This window comes from Paenibacillus sp. P4_A9 (genome assembly GCF_056402415.1).
The window spans coordinates 19,804-41,757 of record NZ_JBFUHL010000042.1 but is presented as its reverse complement, the minus strand read 5'-3'; the positions used below and the strand labels follow the sequence as shown (position 1 = coordinate 41,757).

Genomic DNA, 21,954 nt, shown 5'->3' with positions numbered 1-21,954 from the left:
GTAAAATAAGATTACTGTTATAAATCTTGACACGGAGAGATAGGTGATGGAACATGCTGCAAGCATTACGATCGGATGGAAAGCCCCTGAGAACACCTAGGAAAGCCGCGGAGGTACTTCCCTTCTTGGAAGCTTTTATTGCACGCAAAGAACAACAGGCTCGGGAGATTGAGCAGGTCGTTGAGCGATATGAGATCAAGAGAATGAAGGAAGAACGGGCTTATCAAACAATGTCATCGTTTCGACGCATGTTCTCCGGTAAGAAGCCCGATCATCATCTTGCTGTAGAGTATATCCATTATGTGAAGAAACCTATGGAGCAAGTAAGAAAGCTTCGTGCTGAAATCCAGCAAGCAAGACAAATCATGAATGATTCTAAGCAGGGTGACGATATTACGTTCCCGGACGAATTCGAAGATATATTTTCAACATAAGAAGAGGACACTGCGATTGCAGTGTCCTCTTCTTATGTATTCATTCTTTTTTCAAATGCTGTAAGTCCAAGAATCCTTCTTCCTGGCTATAGGCTGGAACACCGTGAGAGCCAACATCTAGACCAACTAATTCCTCGTCCCGACTTACACGTAAGGGTACAATTAGCTTAATCAGCTTCATGATAACCCAAGTGATGAAGAAGCCCCATGCGCAGACGGTAACGAGACCTAGTGCTTGAACGCCTAGGAGATGAAAGCCTCCGCCATAGAATAATCCAGCTGTTCCTTCGCGGATTGCATCTGGCATTGAGCATAAACCAACGGCGAGTGTACCGATGCTGCCGCTGATACCATGTACGGGGAAGGCGCCAACGGGATCATCAATCTGTTTGGCTTCCAGTATTTCCGTTGCGAAGACCATGGCAATCCCGCATATCGCGCCAATGCAGATCGCTGCAGCGTCACTGACGAAGGCGCAGCCTGCGGTAATTCCAACGAGTCCAGCAAGCGCACCATTGATAACCATGGGTGGGTCTGCCTTGCGATAACGCATCATAGTGAATAGAATGCAGGCCGCACAGCCTGCTGCAGCGGATAGCATCGTGGTGACTGCGATGTGCCCGATCGATGTATTGGTAGCGCTTAATGTACTTCCAGCATTAAAGCCAAACCAACCGAACCAAAGGATAAATGCACCTACAGAGGCAAGCGGCAGATTAGATGGGGGGACGATGTTAGCTTTCCCATCGGCAGTGAACTTGCCAATTCGCGGGCCAATGATCATTGCTGCGGCAAGAGCAGAGAAACCGCCAAGTCCGTGGATAACGGCTGAGCCAGCGAAGTCGACCATGCCAAGCTTGCCAAGCCATCCATTAATGCCCCATACCCAGTGACCAGCAATGGGATAGATTAATCCAGTCATGGCTATCGTATAAAGAATATAAGCGCGAAAATTGATGCGTTCTGCTACAGCTCCGGATACAATCGAGATAACGGCAATAACAAAGGCGCATTGGAATAACCAATAGGTATCATGTGAGATGGTTAATGCGATATGTGTTAAATCTCCCCCCATGAAAAAGCCTGTTGTACCAATGATTCCCCCTATGTCTTTCCCATACATCAGTGCAAATCCAAAGAAGTAAAAAATAAGAGCGCCGAATGCAATATCTACAAATACTTTCATGATAATACTTACCGCATTCTTTTGTCGTACAAACCCTGCTTCAAGTAAGGCGAAGCCGCCTTCCATTAATAAAATCATGGCAGCAGTCAAAACAACCCAAATAGTGTCTAGGCCAGAAGTAAGTTGTTGGATTTGATCCATCCTTGTAATCTCTCCTTATAATACTTGCGTTCTCAGCACCAATTATACGGTTCTGATGATAAGCATGTCAACGAATTACGTAAGAATACATAACATGAGAATTAAAATGTTCGTCTTATACAACAGTCATGTGAGGTTTGGTTGTGGTAGTCTCTGAAATATCGGTCTCAAGACGGAGGACGCCTTCAATCCAACGTCTCTTTTCATTCTACCTAGTATCTTATAAACTAGAATTATCTTAACAACGCTTCACACAAATGGAGGAAGAACGTATGAATCCGCATATGTTTCAAAGAATGATCTGGGGGCTTGTTCTCGTATCCGCGGGCACTCTCTTTTTACTAAATCAATTGGGAATCCTTAAAGTGGATGTCGCCTATATGTTTTCAACGTATTGGCCTGTTATTCTTATTTTTTATGGGCTAATTGGATTCGTCTCACAGCGTAAGTATCATTGGGGTGGTTCCATTGGCAGCTTGATGATGTGCGGTGTCGGAACTATTTTTCTATTGAACAATTTAAATCTTACCGATCTATCACTTAGTGAAATGTTTAAATTTCTGATTCCAGTAGCTTTAATATTGATTGGTTTAAATGTTATTTTTAGACCAAGCAAAAAAGAGTCACCTGATTGGCCTGCAATAAAGAAAGCAAGAGATGAAGAAAGAAGAGCACGGCGAGAAGCGAATCGATTGCGCCATTCACACCATCACCATAAGCAGCAATGGGAGTCAGGTGCGTGGAATACTTCCAAAGGTTCATCGAGTAATCTGAAAGAACGGATGAATCATTCTTCGTCAAACAATGTGAAACAGGGTCTAACCGATGAAGAGAAGGAAGTGCTAAAGGATATTCACGGTGCATACCCCGATAACGAGAAGCATGATGAATGGAAGGATGGCCAACCCCATAACAAATATGATGGTTTTGTTCGGAATTTCGATTCGGGTGATGTTCTTCACCGTCATGGCTTTATCGGAGATGTTCATCTTGGTCAAGAGGCTTGGGAATTAAAGCCGGTTCAAATCTCTCACTTTATTGGTGACTCCGTTATCGACCTAACACGTGCATCTATTCCTCGTGGAGAAACAACGATTCATGTTACGGCCTTCATTGGCGATGTGAAGATTTTCATCCCGAATGACATGGACGTTGAGGTTCGTGTCATGGCCAGCTCTTTTATTGGCGATATGAAGGTACTTGATCGTTTTGAAAGTGGTTTTTTACGCAACATTCGAACGCAAACCTCTCACTATGAAGAAGCTGAACATAAAATCGTCGTAACGACCAGCATGTTTATCGGTGATATCACCATTAAAAGGATAGGTTAAGGATGGAGCATGTACAAATTGCGAATGTTCAATATGAAGTGGCAGCTGCTGAATTACTTTCTGATCTCGAGTGTACTGACGGTATCGGGTATTTATATCGTACTTGAATATTATGAGGAGCAACTTAGTTCTTGGGAGTTTCGGATGTGGTTTGTTATAGCCATTCTTGTGGTGTGCTTGACCATTGGGTATATTGCGACTCGAAGATGGCAGCGCAAGGTAGATGAACTGCATGTTGCTATGCTGGAGTTGTCTAAAGGGAATTTTTCGGTTCGTATCGATATGGAGCCTGTGGAGCCTTTCCTCTACTTGTATGCTGCTTTTAACAGCATGGCTGCATCGATCGAAGAACGGGTACAGCTCATGCAAAAGCTAGGGGAAGCAGAAGCGATTCGGGATCAGGAGTTAACCGAGAACGCAGTTATGGAGGAAAGACGCCGACTTGCGAGAGATCTCCATGATACGGTGAGCCAAGAGCTATTTGCTATCCATATGTCGGCTTCCTCCCTTCCGAAGATTTTAGAAAGAAACCCAGCCGCTGCACCTACCTTGATGAATCAACTCATCGAGATGTCCCATCATGCTCAGAAACAGATGCGGGGGCTCATTTCACAGCTAAGACCGATTGAATTAAAGGATATGAGCTTACAAGAAGCCCTGGAGAAATGGTTCCCGGAATTTTGCCGGACCCATGAAATCCAGGGTCAACTTGATGTTTCGCTGCCTGAACTTATCTCTGAGGCGATTGAGCATCAGTTTTTTCTCATTATTCAAGAAGGTCTTGCGAATGTCATTAAGCATGCCTCGGCCAAGCAAGTTCGCTTGGTGATCTACGAAAGAGAACATCAATATGTGTTGCAATTGCAGGATGATGGTCAAGGCTTTGAACGAAGAGATATTCCTTCTGCTTCGCATGGCCTGTCAACCATGCGAGAACGAGCACAAAAGCTAGGCGGCGAAGTGGAGATTGATAGCAAATTAGGCTCTGGAACTCGCGTGCGCGTGCGTATTCCGCGATTTTCTGGGCAATCAGGGGGAAAATAACGATGAATCCGAACATTAAAGTCATGATTGTCGATGATCACGATATGGTACGAGTGGGCTTGCGGACGTATATCTCATTGGAACTAGGTTTGGAAGTCGTCGGAGAGGCTTCGAATGGTCAAGATGCTTTCGATCAATTAAAAGGAGATCGTTTACCGTCCCTTCCGGATGTTATTCTTATGGATTTAACGATGCCAGTGTTGGATGGTATTGGTGCGACGAAGCTGATTTGTGACAAGTTTCCACAGGTGAAAGTGATCATGTTAACCTCGTTTCTGGAGGAAGCCAAAGTTCTGGAGGCTGTTGAGTCGGGTGCCATTAGTTATATGCTGAAGACCGTATCTTCGGACCAGCTGATTCACGCGATTCAGAGCGCATACCGCGGGATGCCTGTTATGAATGCTGAAGTATCGCAAGCACTGACTAGAGGCATTAGACAGCGAAGTGAAGTGCCGGAACAAGAAGGATTAACGGCTCGGGAACGGGAAGTGCTTCTGTTAATTGCCGAAGGGAAAAGCAACAAGGACATTTCCGAAGAACTCTTTATTAGTATCAAAACGGTCAAAACACACGTCAGTAACCTGTTGATGAAGTGTGAACTTGATGATCGGACACAATTAGCCATTTTCGCTCATCGCAAAGGATGGGTTTAGCAAAATGAATAAATAGAGGGACTATCGCACATAAAAACGTCAATTTGGCACATTCTATGCGTAAGTAAAATACTATGAGCGCTTAAGGAGTGTCCATCTCAATGAAACCATTATCTTCCTCACTGGAGCAGGTTCAAGAATCATTTGACAAGGTGCGTGCCCAGCTAGAACAGTTTGATTTTAACTTGGGCGGGGGCTGGGATTACGACCATGGCTACTTTGATCGTTCTCTGGATGAGGCGAATAAGGTTTGGCTGCGAATTCCCGTACAAGTCATTACCGGTAGAATTGACGGCGATGTTGAGGCGACGGATGCAGTCGTCGAAGTAGGTACCCCTTTTGTGCTGAAGCATGTCTATAATGAAGGACTAGATCCTGATGCTGAAATTGAGACGGCAGGCGCATTGATCGATCAGTTCCAAGCGCCACTGGACTCCGATGCCAGCATCGAGGACAAATGGGTGAAAGAAGCTGCGAGCGTGCTGCAAAAAGTTGAAAAAGCCTGGATTCATTAAATTATGTCCTATTTTTACCTCCCATTTATTGTTTTTTAATATTCGCTTAAGGTTGTGAGTGCATGATAGACACATAGAGAACAACATGATCCTTCAAGAGAACATGCACTTATAACTTTAATCAATGGAGGTAAGACCTATGGACGATAACAAAAAAGACTACAGCGACTTTTTCAAGCCGCAGAATAATGATAACAATGAGGACAATACACAAGAACAATCACGTGCAAATGAGGGGCATGAGCCAAATAAAGAAAGACCTTCCTACTACTATTCATATGGGCCTTACAAATCCGCTTTTAATGAAGAAAGTGAAGGACAATCCTTAACTACTTCTTCCTCAAGTTCGGAAGTCACGACGAATGTAGAAGTAACGCCGCCGAAGACGTTGCGCCCGTTCAGCTTTGGACCAGAGAATGGGACACAAGGTCCAGCAGGCTGGGATCCGAATGCGAAGAAGAGATCCTCGGTGAAAAGCATTTTTGCTGCTTTCATGGCAGGAGCACTTGTTGTCAGTGCGTTGATGTTTACAGCGGATAAAACGAACATGTTTTCAGGTAACCAACCGCTAGCTTCTGGCTCAGCGACAACCACAGCAAGCAGCTCGAACAGCAATGGCGGCGAAGTGAAGAATGCTGCTCTTGACGTTGTTCGCCCTGGTAACATCGCGGCGATTGCTCAGAACGCAGGACCTGCCATTGTTAAGGTTGAAGCACTCGTAAAACCTAAGCAATCCAGCCGCGGTAACGGCGGTAACTCACTTTTCGATGATCCGTTCTTTCGTCAGTTTTTTGGCGACAACGGTGGTGGTCAAACAACACCTAAGAGTGGTCAAAATGACGCAGGAAGCGGACAGTTACAACCAGCGGGCATGGGAACTGGCTTTATTTTCGAAAAAACAGGTTATATCTTAACGAATGAGCATGTTGTTGACGGTGCGGACGAAATTCAAATAACCGTAGAAGGTTATGAGAAGCCTTTTAAAGCGAAATTGCTGGGTAACAGCTACGATTTGGATTTGGCCGTACTCAAAATAGAGGGAGAGAAAGAATTCCCAATCCTCCCGCTAGGATCAGCGGATGACGTTAATGTTGGTGATTGGGTTGTTGCGATCGGAAACCCTTACGGGTTCGACCACACGGTAACTGTTGGTGTGCTTAGTGCGAAGGAGCGTCCAATTAGCATTCCGGATGAGAAGGGTACTCGTGAATATAAGCATTTATTGCAAACGGATGCTTCCATTAACCCTGGTAACTCAGGCGGTCCGCTGCTTAACCTAAACGGTGAAGTGATTGGGATCAATACAGCGGTAAGCTCACAAGCGCAAGGTATTGGGTTTGCGATTCCAACAAGCACAATTTCATCTGTTCTAGAAAATCTCAAAAATAATGTGAAAATTCCGAAGGAGCCAATTCCTTACCTTGGTGTTGGTCTGCAAGATATCGGCCAAGATTGGGTTAGTGAATTGAAACTTCCGAACACAGATGGCGCGTTGGTTGGCAGTGTTACCCGTAAGAGCCCGGCCTTCCAAGCTGGATTACGCCAATATGATGTGATCGTAGATTTGAATGGTACGAAGATCAAAAACTCGCAAGAGTTGATAACTAAGGTTCAAGCAACGAAGGTTGGCGACAAAGTTACGTTAGGTATTATTCGTGATGGGAAGCGAACTGAAGTCCCAGTTACGGTTGGCGATAAAAATACGCTTGCTGAGACACCAGCTGAGTAAACTGTAAGCTTAATGAATTAAATGAAGGGAAGTAGAGTCCGCGGCCTCAAGCTTGCAGGCTCTGCTTCTTTTTGCTAGGCGGTAATTTTGCTACAATAGAATAGAAGAATGGGGGGCGGACCAATGAGAGAAAATATTATGGTTATTGATGATGATGAGAAGATCACATCCATGCTTAGACGAGGACTTGCCTTTGAAGGCTATTTAGTGACCACAGCAGCTAATGGCTTAGAGGGTCTCAAGCAAATGCTGGTGACAGAGCCGCAGCTAATTATTTTAGATGTCATGATGCCGCATATCGATGGCTGGGAAGTTGTTCGCCGGATTCGTGAGAGCGGCAGTGAAGTGCCGATTCTTATGCTGACTGCGAAGGATGATATAAGCGATCGCGTGAAAGGTCTGGATTTGGGTGCTGACGATTATTTGGTCAAGCCCTTTGCTTTGGAAGAGCTGCTAGCGAGAGTACGTGTATTACTTCGTCGAAGAACGGAACGACCTGAACAGATGAACAATCGGCTAAGCTTTGAAGATGCCATTCTAGATTTAGATACACGTGAGGTTTTCCGCAATGAGAAGCTGATTGAATTAACGACGAAAGAGTTTGATTTATTGCATTTATTCATGCAAAATCCAAAACGAGTACTGTCGAGGGATATCATTATGGAGAAGATATGGGGCTACGATTATAGTGGTGAGTCCAATGTCTTAGAGGTTTACATAGCACTATTGCGTCAAAAGACAGAAGAATTTGGTCATAAACGTTTGATTCAAACGGTTCGAGGAGCAGGCTATGTAATGAGAGGGGAAAATTAAGATGTCGCTTCGCCTGCGGCTAACGCTCTGGTATTCAGGCATATTGGCCATCACCATGCTGCTTTTTGGCATTGTTCTCTATTTCTTCTTGAACTATTTCCTTTATGATCAAATTCGTCAAGATGTAAAAAGGGAAGCCGTCAGCAGCTCCACACGTATTCAGAAAAGCATCGCTCTTTCTCAAAAGGGGCTTGTTGTCGATCTAGAGTTAGAAAGTAGAGATTTTTACTCCACGAATACGTTTTTACAATTATATAATATTGTGCTGAAGAGCTATAACCGATCGGCTAATTTGCAATATTATGATCAAACACTTCCCATTGTGCAGTCGACGATTGATAAACTGCAACAGCAAGTCGACAAGCGTCAAGCTGAGGTTGGTTTTTTTGAGAAAACCAAGATTCTTAATCAAGATTTTCTCATTTATCACTTAGGCATAACGGATAATAAATCAAACCTCATTGGTATTCTTCAATCTGCTGTGCCCATAGGGAGTTATGAGAGAACAGCGGTCACACTTCGTAATACGCTGATCATTTGGGCTATTTTAACCATTATCGTTGCCGCTTCGTTGGGCTGGTTCTTGGCGCGTAAAGCGCTTAAGCCAATTGAGCGTGTGATTGATGCTGCGAACCAAATTGAGAGTGGTGATGATCTAGAGAAGCGAATTCACTATGATGGTCCTCTAGATGAAATAGGGCGGTTGACGAATACGATTAATGGCATGCTGTCGCGCATACAGATTACGTATGTGGAATTAGATGAAGCTTACCGCGCGCAGCGACGATTCGTATCGGATGCTTCGCATGAGCTTCGTACGCCACTGACGACGATACGTGGTAACGTGGATTTGCTGGAGAAAATGTGGAAGCAAACGTCGGGGACCAAAGCGCTGGCAACGCCAGACCAAGTCCAGATTTCACTAGAGGCTATGCACGACATTGCCGGAGAAGCGCAGCGGATGAGTAGGTTAGTCAATGATTTACTTGCGCTTGCGAGGGCGGATGCCGGTGTACTCATGGAGAAACAACCGATCGAGTTCATGCCGCTAGTTCATGAGGTGGTTAGGAGATCACAATTGCTCGAGCATACGGCCGAGTGGCAAGTGGGCAATCTAGAAGCGCTCGAAGATGCAATTGTGCAAGGAAACCGCGATTATCTGCAGCAATTGTTGTTTATATTTATTGAAAATGCTTTTAAATATACACCCGCGGGGACTGTTACCATTGAGGCGATACGTAGGAACAACTTTATTGGCATACGCATATCGGATACCGGCATAGGGATGGATAAAGAAGATATTCCTCATATTTTCGATCGTTTCTATCGCGCTGATTTATCGAGAGGGATTACGACGGGGACGGGATTGGGTCTTTCCATAGCCAAATGGATTATTGATGAGCATGACGGGTCTGTTGAAGTCACCACACGGAAGGATGAAGGAAGTACCTTTTTAATCTGGCTGCCGGCAAACTTCCCTCATTCCATATAATCAGATATAATTAGAGGAAATACGATGGCTTAGGCAGGTGGAAGAAATGGAAGTTGTTCGAATATCCCCCAGAGGTTACTGTTATGGGGTTGTTGACGCTATGGCGCTCGCCATGCAAACTGCTAAAAATTTAAATCTTCCCAGACCTATATATATTCTAGGCATGATTGTTCATAACGCGCATGTGACCGATTTCTTTAAAGAAGAAGGCGTCATCACGCTGGATGGTGAGAATCGTCTCGAGATTTTGTCGCAAGTCGAAACAGGGACTGTTATTTTTACTGCTCACGGCGTTTCGCCAGAAGTAAGACGTATGGCGCGTGACAAAGGTCTGACCGTTGTCGATGCTACATGTCCGGATGTTACGAAGACGCATGATTTGATTCGTGAGAAAGTCGCAGACGGCTACGAAATTATTTATATTGGCAAAAAAGGTCATCCAGAGCCAGAGGGGGCTATTGGCGTAGCTCCTGAACATGTGCACCTCATTGAGAAGCTTGAGGAAGCTGAACAGCTCAATCTGAAGTCGAACCGTATCATCATTACGAATCAGACAACGATGAGTCAATGGGATATTAAACATATTATGAATCGGTTATTGGCACTTTTCCCGAAAGCTGAAATTCATAATGAAATTTGCTTGGCTACGCAAGTTCGACAAGAAGCTGTCGCGGAGCAAGCAAAGGAAGTTGATCTTGTCATTGTAGTTGGAGATCCGAAAAGTAACAATTCGAACCGCTTAGCACAGGTTTCTCAAGAGATCGCTGGTGTTATGGCTTACCGAATCTCAGATGTCTCTGAATTGAAACGTGAATGGTTGGCGAATGTTCGTAAAGTGGGTGTAACCTCAGGGGCTTCAACGCCAACACCGATAACCAAAGAGGTTATTACCTATTTGGAGAACTACGATGCGAAAGATGAAACCAGTTGGGAAATCGTACGTACTATTAATATGAAGAAACTGATTCCCCCTGTTAAATCTAAAGCAGCAAGTAATGTGTAACTCCTGCTTATTCCACTCGACGGGATTGAAACTAGCATGCAAAGTACTCAGAAGGTGAAAATGATGAAAGCTCGCTACGATTGGAAAAGTACTAAACGTTGGTTTAAGTATAAATATTTACTTCTTTTACGTGCCAAGGGCGGTCCTTCCATGGTAGCAAGGGGCTTTTCGATAGGTTTATTCGTTGAGATGTTCACATTACCGACTGCGGGCTTTGCTTTTGTTCTCATATTTCCATTGGTTTATCTACTGAGAGCGAACCTGCCTGCGGCTTTAATTGGCTTTGTTTTCGGTAAAGTCATCTATATTCCCATGTCCATTCTAAATAAGCAGGTTGGGGAAGCGTTAGTACCTAAGGGTTTAAAGCACTATTTGATCCACCATTTGCCGAATCTTCTCTCTAATATTATTCGAAGTGGTTTGGATTTAATTGTCGGTGGTATGGTAGTCGGTCTTGTTCTTGGCATTATTGCTTATTTCCCAGTTGTGCTCTTGCTCAAGTACCACACGAATCGCCGGAAAGAAAAGCGTAGAATACGTAAAGATCAGTTAGCACCGTCGCAAACAAATGAATAGAAAATAAATTAGCGCTTGACGAAATCTCGTCAAGCGTTGTATATTTACTTTAGTGGTTAAAAGCATAAAAGCGTAGAAGCGAACAAGCGTTGAAGCATGTAAGTGAAATGATAATTAATTATCCCATAATAAATCAAATAGGAGCGTGGATCACATGATCGCAGTTACATCAAACAAAACATCGGATGAGCGTATTCAGGAAATCGTGCAATTTATCGAAAAGCAAGGAGTTCAAGCACATGTTTCCAAAGGCGAGGATCGTACGGTAATTGGCATCATCGGTCAAGCGGATCCGAAATTAGCTGAACAGCTTCGTCAAATGTCAGGCGTTGAGCAAGTTGTGAAAATCTCGAAGTCTTACAAGTTGGCTAGCCGTGATTTCCATCCAGCGGATACCGTCATTAATATCAAAGGTGTTGAAATCGGTGGGGAGCAACTCGTCGTGATGGGCGGCCCTTGCGCGGTAGAAACACCAGAGCAAATCGATGAGATTGCTCGCTTGGTGAAAGCAGCTGGCGGACAGGTGCTTCGCGGCGGTGCTTTTAAACCAAGAACAGGTCCTTACAGCTTCCAAGGCGTTGGTGTTGAAGGCTTGATCATGATGGCTGAAGCGGGTAAGAAGCATGGTCTTCTTACAATTACGGAAGTTATGACACCTGAGTACGTTGATGTATGTGCACAATACGCGGACATCCTGCAAGTGGGAACGCGTAATATGCAAAATTTTGATCTCCTTCGTAAATTAGGAACGATTCAAACACCCGTATTGCTCAAACGTGGATTTAGCTCTACATATGATGAATTCTTGAATGCAGCTGAATACATTCTTGCTGGCGGCAACCCAAATGTTATGCTTTGTGAACGCGGAATCCGCACATTCGAGACGTATACAAGAAATACGTTAGACTTGTCGGCGATTCCAGTGCTTAAACAATTAAGTCACTTGCCAGTTATCTCAGATCCAAGTCATGGAACCGGGCGGAGAGAGCTTGTAGTTCCAATGACGAAAGCATCCGTAGCTGCTGGCGCTGACGGCTTAATCATTGAAATGCATACAGATCCCGACAATTCAATGACAGGCGACGGTGTGCAGTCCTTGTTCCCAGATCAATTTGCTCATTTGTTATCTGATCTTGAGAAACTTGCTCCATTACTTGGTAAGAAGTTTGATACGAAGAAAGAAGCCATTTTGGCGTAATATACGGTTTCACGGGAATGGGTTTCTCCATAAATAGGGAGAAACTTTTTTCCTGTTTTTGGATACATGTGTAAATTGTGCTTAAGTGTAAGAATAGCTTACACATCTTTAAAAAATACCTGACATAAGTATTGACTGTGTTGGAGGTATCGCTATATAATATGTGAAAGAAAACAAGCAAAAGTTGAACATTAATCATGCAAAGTACGTTGAATGTACGGAAATGGGAGGGTTTTTAAATGTCAGTTCAAAACGTGTTGAACCTAATTAAGGAAAAAAATATTGAGTGGGTAGATTTTCGTTTCGTAGGTCTTTCCGGTAAAGCGCAACATATCTCTTTGCCTTCTACAGAAGTAGATGAAGAAACATTCGTAAATGGCGTAGCTTTTGACGGTTCATCAATCCCAGGATTCCGTGGTATTGAACAATCTGACATGGTAATGATGCCAGATACAGAAACTGCTTATGTGGATCCTTTCACAGCACACCCAACACTAGTAATTATGAGCAACATCCATACACCTGAAGGCGACCGTTATGACCGTGATCCACGTAGCATCGCTCAAAAGGCTGAAGAGTATTTGCAAACAACAGGCGTTGGTACAACTGCATACTTCGCTCCAGAATCCGAATTCTTCATCTTTGATGATGTTCGTTTTGAGAACGGTATGAACAAGTCTTACTTCGAAGTTGACTCCGAAGAAGCTGGTTGGAACACAGGCCGTAAAGAAGAAGGCGGTAACCTTGGTTACAAAGTTCCAGTTAAAGGCGGTTACGTTCCAGTAGCACCAATGGATTCCCAACAAGATATCCGTTCCGAAATGTGTAATAAACTTGCTGACGCAGGTCTTCGTATCGAGCGTCATCACCATGAAGTAGCTACAGCTGGTCAAGCTGAGATCAACTTCCGTTTTGACACATTGACTAAAACAGCAGACAACCTGCTTAAATACAAGTATATCGTTGCTAACACAGCGAGAGAATATGGTAAAGTTGCAACTTTCATGCCGAAACCACTATTTGGTGACAACGGTAGCGGAATGCACGTTCATATGTCCATTTTCAACGAAGGTAACCCTTTGTTCTACGAAAAAGGCGCATATGCTAACCTTTCCGAAATGGCTATTAACTATATCGGTGGTATCCTGTATCACGCTCCAGCGTTGATCGCGATCACGAACCCAAGTACAAACTCCTTCAAACGTCTAGTTCCTGGTTACGAAGCTCCGGTAAACCTTGTATTCTCCAAAGGTAACCGTTCTGCAGCAGTTCGTATTCCAATCGCAGCTGTGACACCTAAAGGTTGCCGTATTGAGTTCCGTACACCAGACAGCACAGCTAACCCATACCTTGCTTTCGCGGCAATGTTGATGGCTGGTCTTGACGGTATCAAAAAGAAAATCGATCCACGTGCTCTTGGATACGGTCCTTTCGATACTAACATCTATGAAATGTCTGATAGCGAGAAAGCTGAAATCCGCAGCGTTCCTGGTACATTAGACGAGGCTTTGGATGCACTTGCAGCTGATTCCGACTTCTTGCTTGAAGGCGGCGTATTCACACAAGATTTCATCGATAACTACATCGACTTGAAACGCGGCGAAGCGAAACAAGTTGCAATCCGTATTCACCCACACGAGTACAACCTTTACTTTGATTGCTAATTCTTAGCACTCATTCGATATCATGATAGAACTGCCCCCTTCATAGCTCTCACTATGAAGGGGGTAGTTTTTTTGCTGTAATATATATAATAATTATTATTTTATAATTATTATAATTAAGGTTGAAGTAGCGAAAAATGTTAGGTATACTATTCGTAACGATAATTAGTTTTGGGAAGGATGAAAGACGATGAAAATTACAATTATTGCAGGAAGCAATCATGGAGCTGCAACAAGTACACGACTTGCCACATATATTCAATTCTTGGCAACACAGGAGCAACACGACGTAACACTGATCGACCTGTATCGGACGCCGTTACCTTTCTATACTCCCGAAGACGATGGAGACAATCACGAAGCTCTGGGGGCATTCAAACAAGCGATGCTATCCGCGGAAGCGATTGTTCTGGCAACGCCTGAGTATCACAGCGGTATTTCTGGCGTATTGAAAAATGCGTTAGATCATGTTGGAAAGGATCATTTCAACGACAAAGCTGTGCTATCCGTCAGCTCATCAGGCGGGGCGGTTGCTGTTAGCTCGCTGACACAGCTGCAGACGGTTGTCCGTAATCTACATGGGATTAACTGCCCAGAATGGATTTCGATTGGCGGCGATCAACGCAAGAGCTTCCGTACAGATGTTGGCTTTGAGGACATCCACCCCGATGTGGAAAAGCGAATCCGTCGTGTAGTCACATATTTCCTTGGGCTTGCCGAACAACTTTCGGTACAGAAGAATGTGTAATTGCTGCGGCTAAAGACAGGAATAAACAATGTAACCAAGTCACCTGACTTGGTTTTTGTATTTCTACACACTTTTGACACATTAATATGGTACAGTATGGAAAAAAATGAACGGTGGGGAGAACATGGGATCCCAGTGGACGAACAAGGAAGTTGTGCATCTTTTACTGCGTGCAGGATTTGGTTCAACGAAAGAGGAAGTTGCAGCTTGCTTGGCGCTCGGACGGGCGGAATCGGTACGACGCTTAGTTAGTGGTGAAGCTTTGATAGATAATGGAATGAAGCTAGCTCCCTTTGATCAATTTCATGCGGACGGGAAGAAAGCCTTGGACCCACTCCTGTTAGTGGATCAACAGATGTACTGGCTCTATCGGATGGTGAATTCACCCACGCCGCTCATCGAGAAGATGACGCTGTTTTGGCATGGTCATTTTGCGACGGCAAATTATAAGGTGAAGGATACGGCGCTCATGGTGGGGCAAAATGAACTCTTTCGTACATATGCCCTGGGCAATTTCAAAGAACTGCTGACTGAGATCGGCAAAGATCCTGCCATGATGATCTGGCTGGATGTGAATCAGAATAAGAAGGGCAAGCCGAATGAGAATTATGCCCGAGAGGTGATGGAGCTATTCACGCTTGGCATTGGTCACTATACCGAAATGGATGTGCAGGAGTCCGCACGCGCATTCACAGGCTGGTCGTACAATAAGAATGAACATAAGGTCAACTATAATGCCAAACAGCACGATAACGACTCCAAAACATTGTTGGGTGAAAGTGGTAAGCTGGATGCAGACGATGTGATCGATATTTTATTTCATAAAAAAGCTTTGCCCACTTTCCTGGCTGCGAAGCTGTTGAATTATTTTGTCACCGATACACCTTCGGAGAGTTGGGTTCAGACCTTAGCAGGACTAATCATACAGAAGCATACAGTGGGTGAAGTGCTGCAGGAGCTATTCTTATTCGATGAATTCTACGATGAGAAATATAGAATGGCGCTAATTAAAACACCAGCTGATTATGTAGCGGGTATTCTGAAATGCTGCAAGCTCAACGTGGCCAAGGGTCACGCACAAGCCATGCGGAAGATGGGGCAGGAACTATTCGTCCCTCCAGATGTTGCAGGCTGGAGAGGCGGAACCTCTTGGCTCACAACGAACTGTTTGTTGGCGAGGTATCAATTTGCTGAGGGCATTGCGAAGCAAATAAACGGGCAGCTGCTAAGCTCATCAGAGTTCAAACCAGATCAAACGGAGTCGCCGATGGCATGGGTGAAGTTCTGTGCGCAACTCATGGGAATAACGGAATTATCAGAGCAAACGCAGATGAGCTTGAGCGCTTATGCGGATGACACCATTGTACATACCCAACAGACGAAGCAGAAAATGACAGGCTTGCGCGGTCTATTGCACCTCGTATTGATAAGTCCTGAAGCTCAGATGAAATAGGGGGGGAACATGGTGAAATTAACGAGAAGGGATTTTCTGATCAAAGGTACAGCGTTATTCGCAACCCTAGGGCTTGGCGGAGCACTTTTCACAGAAACGGGTAAATCACTATGGACTGGGAACTCCGAATCAGATGTGGATGACCCGGTGCTGGTTGTTGTGCAATTAAGCGGCGGCAATGACGGTATCAATACATTGATCCCGTATGGACAAGGCATTTACTATGATTCGCGGCCTACACTCGCTTATGGGCAGAAGGAAATTCTGGCGCTCGATAATCATGTTGGCTTACATCCTAGTCTCACAGGATTGGCAGCGTTGTATAAGTTAGGCAAAATGGCTATTATACAAGGAGTTGGGTATCCGGAGCCTAATCATTCTCACTTTCGTTCCATGGAAATCTGGCAAACTGCAGAGCCTGCGAAGATGAGCCGCAGCGGCTGGTTGGCTCGTTATGCGGAAGCTTCCTTACAGAGTAATCCTAATCCGCTCAAAGCGATTCAGATTGGCGGTTCGGGCAGCAAAGCGTTCTCTTCCGATAAATCGAGCTTTCCAGTGATTCAATCCCTGGAGTCCTATCATGTATTTGATCCCAAGACCGCATTGATGGACAAGAATAGAATAACCAAAGCGTTCTTGGATATGTATGGTGCATCGAATCCGTTGGAGCAACTGCGTGTCGTATCGGCGAGAGGCTCCGAGGCGTACAAAAGTGTTGAAGCCATTCAAACGCTTGCTGCTACCTATACGAAGAAAATCGAGTATCCGAATACGAATTTTGCAAGGGACTTACAGCTAGTGACGAAGCTATTAGCAGGAAAGTCAGGCACGCGGCTCTTCAATGTAGAAGTGGGCGGATTCGATGATCATGCGGATGAGAAGCAGCAGCATGCGCAAATGCTGACGCAGGTCGATGAAGGGCTAACTGCGTTCTATCAGGATTTGCAGGCACAAGGGCTGCAGGATCGTGTTGCCGTGATGGTGTTCTCCGAGTTCGGACGTCGCGTGAAGGAGAACGGAAGCGGCGGTACAGACCATGGTACAGCGGCACCGATGTTCGTTTTTGGCGGTAAGGTGAAAGGCGGGCTGTATGGGAGCTATCCGAGTTTGAGCAACCTGGATAATGGTGATTTAAAATATGAGGTGGATTTCCGCTCCGTATATAGTACGTTAATCGATTCGTGGTTAAAAGGTGATACAGCGACCGTATTAGGTAAAACTTATGAGAATTTAAAGTTTATATAAATAGAAAGAGGTGCGCGCTTGGAACTTGCGGCAATCTCAGATCATCTAGCGGAGAATATGAAAATTCTCTTCGTTGGTTACAACCCGAGTATCCGATCAGGGGAAACCGGACATCATTATGCGAATCCGAGCAATCGATTTTATCGCATCCTGCTGCAAGCGGGATTAACCCCTTGGCTCTACAAGCCGCAAGAAGATGGCGATCTGCTTCAAATCGGCTACGGCTTTACGAATATTGTGTCACGCCCCTCGTTGACAGCAGCGGAAATCACTGCAGAAGAGTACCGAGAGGGCCGGCACATTTTAAAAGAGAAAATTCAGACCTACCGACCCAAAGTTGTTTGCTTCGTTGGAAAGGGCGTTTACGAGCAGTATAGCGGTCGCAAAGGCATCTCATGGGGAAGTCAACCGGAGCCGATGGTAGAGGGCGTTATTGATTATGTGTGCCCATCTTCTAGCGGACTTGTGCGTATGAAGCTGGAAGACATGGTAGCGATATATCGTGGAATTCTGACAAGTTTCGTATAACTCGTTTGAGGTTTTACTTGATGCTTGAACAGAATATTGCTATCATAGCCATAATACAAAAAAGCAAAGGTGTGGTCATCATGGGAAACAGGGCCTATAACTTTAACGCAGGGCCTGCGGCGTTACCGCTCGAAGTACTTCAGAGAGCGCAAGAGGAGTTTGTTGATTTTAAAGGTATTGGCATGTCCATCATGGAAATTTCTCACCGTAGTGCAGAATATGAGCAAGTACATAATGAAACGCAAGCATTGTTGAAGCGTATTTTTGGTATTCCAGATGGTTACCAAATTCTCTTCTTGCAAGGTGGAGCAAGCTCTCAGTTTGCAATGATTCCTATGAATTTCTTGAAGCCAGGCAAGGTTGGCAGCTACGTGCTGACAGGCGCTTGGGCCGAGAAGGCTGTGCAAGAAGCAGCTCTATTCGGAGAAGTTTCCCTTGCGGCTAGCTCGAAGGAACAGAAATTTATGAAAATTCCTGCATTGAGTGACATCAATCTGGATCCGAATTCAGCTTATCTGCATATCACGTCCAATGAAACGATTGAAGGGGCACAGTTCCAAAGCTTCCCTGAGACAGGGAACATTCCTTTGATTGGTGACATGTCCAGTGATATTCTGAGCCGTCCAGTGGATGTGTCGAAGTTCAGTATGATCTACGCGGGTGCACAGAAGAACCTAGGGCCATCTGGTGTGACTGTAGCGATTATTAAAGACGATTTGCTTGTTGATCTGCCAAAAACAATTCCGACTATGATGCGTTATGAAACGCATAGCAAAAACAATTCCCTATACAATACGCCGCCTGCTTATTCCATCTACATGGTGAATCTCGTATTGAAGTGGATTGAGGAGCAAGGCGGATTAACGGTTATTGAGAAGAATAATGTAGAAAAATCAGGCCTTATCTATAGTGCAATCGACAATAGCAATGGCTTCTATCGCGGACCTGTGGATCTTGGAAGCCGTTCAATGATGAATATCACCTTCCGCTTGCAAGATGAAGAGCTGGAGAAGAAGTTCATTAAAGAAACCGAACAACAAGGCTTTGTTGGGTTGAAAGGTCATCGCAGTGTTGGCGGATTACGTGCTTCAACGTACAATGCTGTACCTTACACATCATGTAAAGCACTAGCTGAGTTCATGACGGATTTCCAACGTCGCAACAGCTAGGAAACCAATTAAGCTATTCATGGCACCCTCGTGTGCGCGTGAATAGCTTTTTTTTGTTGGAGGCAGTAGATTTCGATTGAAGGTTTGGAAGCCTGTAGAGGGTCTCTGAGAGGTTTTAGAGACGGTTATTTCGGCAGGATCAGTAACTAGATATAGTAGGAGCTTATAGTCCTAGGCATTTCGACATTTCCGAAAAAATCAAGTAAAAAATGAAAATATTTTTTATAAACCTAGCGAGCCACGCCCTGTCTAGGTTTAGGTGTTTTGTAAAAGTAAATAGGCCGTTTTGCTCGTTGACAAACACAATATATTGATATAAATTTGAATCTATCAACTAGATGTCGTGATCAAAAGCGCATTACGAGATTGCTAGCCGAAGGCTTAAATAGAGCCGGAAATCAAGCGAAATCACAGGTATCAAGCTTTTTTGACCGCATACGGAGTAGGTAAGAAAATGCAGATTCTGTCGATTAATGATTGGCTTCACCCACGAATGACAGACGATAGAATGTGAATGTTTACTACATATAGGTTGCCCGCAAGTGAATGCTTAAGATAGAGTGAATTGAGAATGATAGGAGACGGAAGCTATGTTGATTGCTTACGATTCGAAGACTGGAAATGTTCGCCGTTTTATTGCGAAGCTCCAAATGCCCGCTGTTCAAATTGAGGAAGCGATGACAATGGACGAGCCTTTCGTGCTGGTGACATATACAACGGGTTTTGGTCAAATTCCTCCCAAGGTAGCTTCTTTCTTAGAAAGTAATTCCTCTCGTCTTCAAGGCGTAGCAGCAAGCGGTAACCGCAACTGGGGAGACGGCTTCGCCAAAAGTGCAGATACAATCTCAGCGCTTTACGATGTTCCCGTTTTAACCAAATTTGAATTATCAGGCACCAAAAATGACGTAGAACGATTTGTTCAGGGGGTACAGGCAATTGCGGCACATTGAACTTAATAATGAATTAATGCAACGCGGTACGGATGGTTTTTTCCAATTAGAGAAGGATAAAGAAGCTGTTGAAGTGTTCATGAAGGAAGTCCACAGCCGAAGCCTCACATTCCCMGATACCTCTTCGAAGGTTCGTTATATGATCGATAACAACTTCTACGAGAACGTTTATGATAAATACACCGAAGCTGAAGTTAACAGCGTGTATCAAGTAGCACATGACAATCAATTCGAGTTCGCATCTTACATGGCAGCTTCGAAATTTTATACAGATTACGCATTACGCAGTGATGATAAGACATTTTATCTAGAGCATTTCGCTGATCGCGTAGCGATCGTAGCACTATACTTGGGTCGCGGAAACGCGGAGACAGCACGCGTGCTTGCCTTGTCCATGATGGAGCAGCGCTTGCAGCCAGCGACACCTACATTCCTGAACGCAGGCAAGAGTCGTCGTGGCGAAATGGTATCATGCTTCTTATTAGAAATGGATGATTCTTTAAACTCCATCAATTATGTGTTGGCAACGTGCATGCAGCTTTCCAAAATTGGCGGCGGTGTAGCCGTGAATTTATCCAAGCTTCGCGGGCGCGGTGAAACGATTAAAGGCGTTGAAGGCGCGGCCAAAGGCATTATACCTGTACTAAAGCTTATGGAGGATGCGTTCTCCTACGCGGATCAAATGGGTCAACGCAAGGGCTCAGGAGCGGCGTATTACAACATTTTCGGCTGGGATGTATTGGAATTCCTAGATAGCAAGAAAATTAATGCGGATGAGAAATCCCGTTTGAAAACTCTCTCGATCGGACTTATTGTACCGAATAAGTTTTATAAGCTAGCGGAGGAGAATAAGCCTCTACATATTTTCGCACCTTACACCGTTCTCCAAGCTTACGGCAAACATATGGATGATCTTGATATGGATGTCATGTACGAGGAACTCTTAGCGAACCCGAAGGTAAAAAAGAAAGCCGTCATGAATGCGCGTGATATGCTGACCAAAATTGCGACAACTCAACTGGAATCCGGTTATCCATATATGATGAATCGTACCAATGCCAATAAGGATCATGCCCTGAAGGGGATTGGGACGATCAAGATGTCCAATCTCTGTACGGAAATTTTCCAACTGCAGGAAACGTCTGAAATAAAAGATTATGGCCAAGAAGATACGATTCTTCGCGATATCAGCTGTAATCTAGCTTCCATGAACATCGCGAACGTGATGGATCGTAAAAAGCTGCGCGAAACCGTACACGAAGGCATGATCGCCTTAACTTCGGTGAGTGATATGACGACAATTCACAATGCGCCAGGTGTCGCCAAAGCGAACCGTGAGCTGCATTCTGTCGGTCTTGGTGTCATGAACCTGCACGGCTATCTGTCCAAGAACAAAATTGCCTACGAGAGTGCCGAAGCGAGGGATTTCGTACGCACCTTCTTCGCAGCGATGAATTTCTATTCCATCGAAAAAAGTATGGAGATTGCCAAAGCATCGGGTCAAACATTCGAAGGCTTTGAGCTTTCTGAATATGCGAATGGAAACTTTTTTACCCGTTATACGGAAACAGATTACCGCCCGCTGTCGGATAGAGTGAAGGCTTTATTCGAAGGCATGCCGATTCCGTCGCCAAGCGATTGGAAAGCGTTGCAAGCGGAGGTGCAGAAGCACGGTCTTTACCATGCCTACCGTTTGGCTGTTGCGCCGACGCAAAGCATCTCGTATATTCAAAATTCAACATCCAGCGTTATGCCAATTGTTGAACCGATTGAGACGCGTACATATGCGAACTCAACAACGTATTACCCGATGCCATTCATGGCGCGCGACAATTTCTTCTACTATAAATCCGCGTATCAAATGGATCAGTTCAAGATTCTTGACCTTATTTCGGAGATTCAAACGCATGTGGATCAAGGGATCTCGACCATTTTACACGTAAACAGTGATGTTTCAACAAGAGAACTTGCTAGATTATACCTGTATGCGGCACACAAAGGACTTAAATCGCTCTACTACACACGAACCAATCAGCTATCCGTTGAGGAATGTGTAAGCTGCTCAGTATAATTAGGAAGGGG

The 21,954-nt window shown here is 44.6% G+C and carries 20 protein-coding genes; 19 read left to right on the top strand and 1 reads right to left on the bottom strand.

What is annotated here, in order from left to right:
- Positions 1 to 53 precede the first annotated feature (53 nt).
- Complete coding sequence (locus tag AC1DVJ_RS22295; protein ID WP_477593410.1) at positions 54 to 434, top strand: hypothetical protein; 381 nt, start codon at positions 54 to 56, stop codon at positions 432 to 434.
- 40 nt (positions 435 to 474) lie between these two features.
- Here the strand turns inward: AC1DVJ_RS22295 and AC1DVJ_RS22290 are convergent, their stop codons facing one another.
- Positions 475 to 1,761 (bottom strand): ammonium transporter, encoded by a 1,287-nt coding sequence (locus AC1DVJ_RS22290; RefSeq protein WP_477593408.1) that lies wholly within the window; start codon positions 1,759 to 1,761, stop codon positions 475 to 477.
- Between the two features lie 272 nt (positions 1,762 to 2,033).
- On the opposite strand from AC1DVJ_RS22290, the gene liaF reads away from it, so the two are divergent.
- From liaF to nrdE, 18 genes are all read left to right on the top strand, one after another.
- A complete protein-coding gene (liaF, locus tag AC1DVJ_RS22285; RefSeq protein WP_477593406.1) occupies positions 2,034 to 3,092 on the top strand; it encodes a cell wall-active antibiotics response protein LiaF in 1,059 nt (352 codons plus the stop codon).
- A 9-nt stretch (positions 3,093 to 3,101) separates the two neighbouring features.
- Positions 3,102 to 4,136: a HAMP domain-containing sensor histidine kinase gene (locus tag AC1DVJ_RS22280; protein ID WP_477593404.1), complete on the top strand. Its 1,035-nt coding sequence runs from the start codon at positions 3,102 to 3,104 to the stop codon at positions 4,134 to 4,136.
- 2 nt (positions 4,137 to 4,138) lie between these two features.
- Positions 4,139 to 4,789 carry a response regulator transcription factor gene (locus tag AC1DVJ_RS22275; protein ID WP_477593402.1) on the top strand — a complete coding sequence of 217 codons (651 nt, stop codon included), beginning with the start codon at positions 4,139 to 4,141 and terminating at the stop codon, positions 4,787 to 4,789.
- A 101-nt stretch (positions 4,790 to 4,890) separates the two neighbouring features.
- Positions 4,891 to 5,304 (top strand): YugN family protein, encoded by a 414-nt coding sequence (locus AC1DVJ_RS22270; RefSeq protein ID WP_477593400.1) that lies wholly within the window; start codon positions 4,891 to 4,893, stop codon positions 5,302 to 5,304.
- 139 nt (positions 5,305 to 5,443) lie between these two features.
- Entirely contained in the window at positions 5,444 to 7,033 is a 1,590-nt protein-coding gene (locus tag AC1DVJ_RS22265) for a S1C family serine protease (protein WP_477593398.1), read from the top strand.
- Positions 7,034 to 7,156: 123 nt separating this feature from the next.
- Entirely contained in the window at positions 7,157 to 7,846 is a 690-nt protein-coding gene (locus AC1DVJ_RS22260; RefSeq protein ID WP_477593396.1) for a response regulator transcription factor, read from the top strand.
- A 1-nt stretch (position 7,847) separates the two neighbouring features.
- The gene (locus tag AC1DVJ_RS22255; protein ID WP_477593394.1) at positions 7,848 to 9,338 is read left to right on the top strand and encodes a sensor histidine kinase; all 1,491 of its coding nucleotides are present in this window, start codon (positions 7,848 to 7,850) and stop codon (positions 9,336 to 9,338) included.
- A 46-nt stretch (positions 9,339 to 9,384) separates the two neighbouring features.
- Complete coding sequence (locus tag AC1DVJ_RS22250; protein ID WP_477593392.1) at positions 9,385 to 10,341, top strand: 4-hydroxy-3-methylbut-2-enyl diphosphate reductase; 957 nt, start codon at positions 9,385 to 9,387, stop codon at positions 10,339 to 10,341.
- Between the two features lie 63 nt (positions 10,342 to 10,404).
- Positions 10,405 to 10,917: a DUF2062 domain-containing protein gene (locus AC1DVJ_RS22245; RefSeq protein ID WP_477593390.1), complete on the top strand. Its 513-nt coding sequence runs from the start codon at positions 10,405 to 10,407 to the stop codon at positions 10,915 to 10,917.
- A gap of 154 nt (positions 10,918 to 11,071) precedes the next feature.
- On the top strand, positions 11,072 to 12,115 hold the full coding sequence (gene aroF, locus AC1DVJ_RS22240; RefSeq protein WP_477593388.1) for a 3-deoxy-7-phosphoheptulonate synthase: 1,044 nt from the start codon (positions 11,072 to 11,074) through the stop codon (positions 12,113 to 12,115).
- A gap of 239 nt (positions 12,116 to 12,354) precedes the next feature.
- Complete coding sequence (glnA, locus tag AC1DVJ_RS22235) at positions 12,355 to 13,779, top strand: type I glutamate--ammonia ligase (RefSeq protein ID WP_477593386.1); 1,425 nt, start codon at positions 12,355 to 12,357, stop codon at positions 13,777 to 13,779.
- A gap of 190 nt (positions 13,780 to 13,969) precedes the next feature.
- Positions 13,970 to 14,527: an NADPH-dependent FMN reductase gene (locus AC1DVJ_RS22230; protein ID WP_477593384.1), complete on the top strand. Its 558-nt coding sequence runs from the start codon at positions 13,970 to 13,972 to the stop codon at positions 14,525 to 14,527.
- 124 nt (positions 14,528 to 14,651) lie between these two features.
- A complete protein-coding gene (locus tag AC1DVJ_RS22225) occupies positions 14,652 to 15,980 on the top strand; it encodes a DUF1800 domain-containing protein (protein WP_477593382.1) in 1,329 nt (442 codons plus the stop codon).
- 12 nt (positions 15,981 to 15,992) lie between these two features.
- Positions 15,993 to 17,225 (top strand): DUF1501 domain-containing protein, encoded by a 1,233-nt coding sequence (locus tag AC1DVJ_RS22220; RefSeq protein WP_477593380.1) that lies wholly within the window; start codon positions 15,993 to 15,995, stop codon positions 17,223 to 17,225.
- A 57-nt stretch (positions 17,226 to 17,282) separates the two neighbouring features.
- Positions 17,283 to 17,753 carry a mismatch-specific DNA-glycosylase gene (locus AC1DVJ_RS22215; RefSeq protein ID WP_477593426.1) on the top strand — a complete coding sequence of 157 codons (471 nt, stop codon included), beginning with the start codon at positions 17,283 to 17,285 and terminating at the stop codon, positions 17,751 to 17,753.
- Positions 17,754 to 17,833: 80 nt separating this feature from the next.
- Positions 17,834 to 18,922 (top strand): 3-phosphoserine/phosphohydroxythreonine transaminase, encoded by a 1,089-nt coding sequence (gene serC, locus AC1DVJ_RS22210; RefSeq protein ID WP_477593378.1) that lies wholly within the window; start codon positions 17,834 to 17,836, stop codon positions 18,920 to 18,922.
- Positions 18,923 to 19,512: 590 nt separating this feature from the next.
- Positions 19,513 to 19,872, top strand: a complete 360-nt coding sequence (gene nrdI / locus AC1DVJ_RS22205; protein ID WP_056609533.1) for a class Ib ribonucleoside-diphosphate reductase assembly flavoprotein NrdI — start codon at positions 19,513 to 19,515, stop codon at positions 19,870 to 19,872.
- Positions 19,859 to 21,943 carry a class 1b ribonucleoside-diphosphate reductase subunit alpha gene (nrdE, locus tag AC1DVJ_RS22200; RefSeq protein ID WP_477593376.1) on the top strand — a complete coding sequence of 695 codons (2,085 nt, stop codon included), beginning with the start codon at positions 19,859 to 19,861 and terminating at the stop codon, positions 21,941 to 21,943. Before nrdI ends, nrdE begins: the two co-directional genes overlap by 14 nt.
- The last annotated feature ends 11 nt before the right edge of the window (positions 21,944 to 21,954 follow it).

Excerpts from the sequence above, each read along its gene's own strand:
- AC1DVJ_RS22290 (WP_477593408.1), bottom strand. The coding sequence starts at position 1,761 with ATGGATCAAATCCAACAACTTACTTCTGGCCTAGACACTATTTGGGTT.
- AC1DVJ_RS22230 (WP_477593384.1), top strand. The coding sequence starts at position 13,970 with ATGAAAATTACAATTATTGCAGGAAGCAATCATGGAGCTGCAACAAGT.
- AC1DVJ_RS22260 (WP_477593396.1), top strand. The coding sequence starts at position 7,157 with ATGAGAGAAAATATTATGGTTATTGATGATGATGAGAAGATCACATCC.
- AC1DVJ_RS22295 (WP_477593410.1), top strand. The coding sequence starts at position 54 with ATGCTGCAAGCATTACGATCGGATGGAAAGCCCCTGAGAACACCTAGG.
- AC1DVJ_RS22265 (WP_477593398.1), top strand. The coding sequence starts at position 5,444 with ATGGACGATAACAAAAAAGACTACAGCGACTTTTTCAAGCCGCAGAAT.
- AC1DVJ_RS22270 (WP_477593400.1), top strand. The coding sequence starts at position 4,891 with ATGAAACCATTATCTTCCTCACTGGAGCAGGTTCAAGAATCATTTGAC.
- liaF (WP_477593406.1), top strand. The coding sequence starts at position 2,034 with ATGAATCCGCATATGTTTCAAAGAATGATCTGGGGGCTTGTTCTCGTA.
- glnA (WP_477593386.1), top strand. The coding sequence starts at position 12,355 with ATGTCAGTTCAAAACGTGTTGAACCTAATTAAGGAAAAAAATATTGAG.
- AC1DVJ_RS22255 (WP_477593394.1), top strand. The coding sequence starts at position 7,848 with ATGTCGCTTCGCCTGCGGCTAACGCTCTGGTATTCAGGCATATTGGCC.
- nrdI (WP_056609533.1), top strand. The coding sequence starts at position 19,513 with ATGTTGATTGCTTACGATTCGAAGACTGGAAATGTTCGCCGTTTTATT.
- AC1DVJ_RS22250 (WP_477593392.1), top strand. The coding sequence starts at position 9,385 with ATGGAAGTTGTTCGAATATCCCCCAGAGGTTACTGTTATGGGGTTGTT.
- AC1DVJ_RS22225 (WP_477593382.1), top strand. The coding sequence starts at position 14,652 with ATGGGATCCCAGTGGACGAACAAGGAAGTTGTGCATCTTTTACTGCGT.
- AC1DVJ_RS22215 (WP_477593426.1), top strand. The coding sequence starts at position 17,283 with ATGAAAATTCTCTTCGTTGGTTACAACCCGAGTATCCGATCAGGGGAA.
- aroF (WP_477593388.1), top strand. The coding sequence starts at position 11,072 with ATGATCGCAGTTACATCAAACAAAACATCGGATGAGCGTATTCAGGAA.
- AC1DVJ_RS22275 (WP_477593402.1), top strand. The coding sequence starts at position 4,139 with ATGAATCCGAACATTAAAGTCATGATTGTCGATGATCACGATATGGTA.
- AC1DVJ_RS22245 (WP_477593390.1), top strand. The coding sequence starts at position 10,405 with ATGAAAGCTCGCTACGATTGGAAAAGTACTAAACGTTGGTTTAAGTAT.
- serC (WP_477593378.1), top strand. The coding sequence starts at position 17,834 with ATGGGAAACAGGGCCTATAACTTTAACGCAGGGCCTGCGGCGTTACCG.
- AC1DVJ_RS22280 (WP_477593404.1), top strand. The coding sequence starts at position 3,102 with ATGTACAAATTGCGAATGTTCAATATGAAGTGGCAGCTGCTGAATTAC.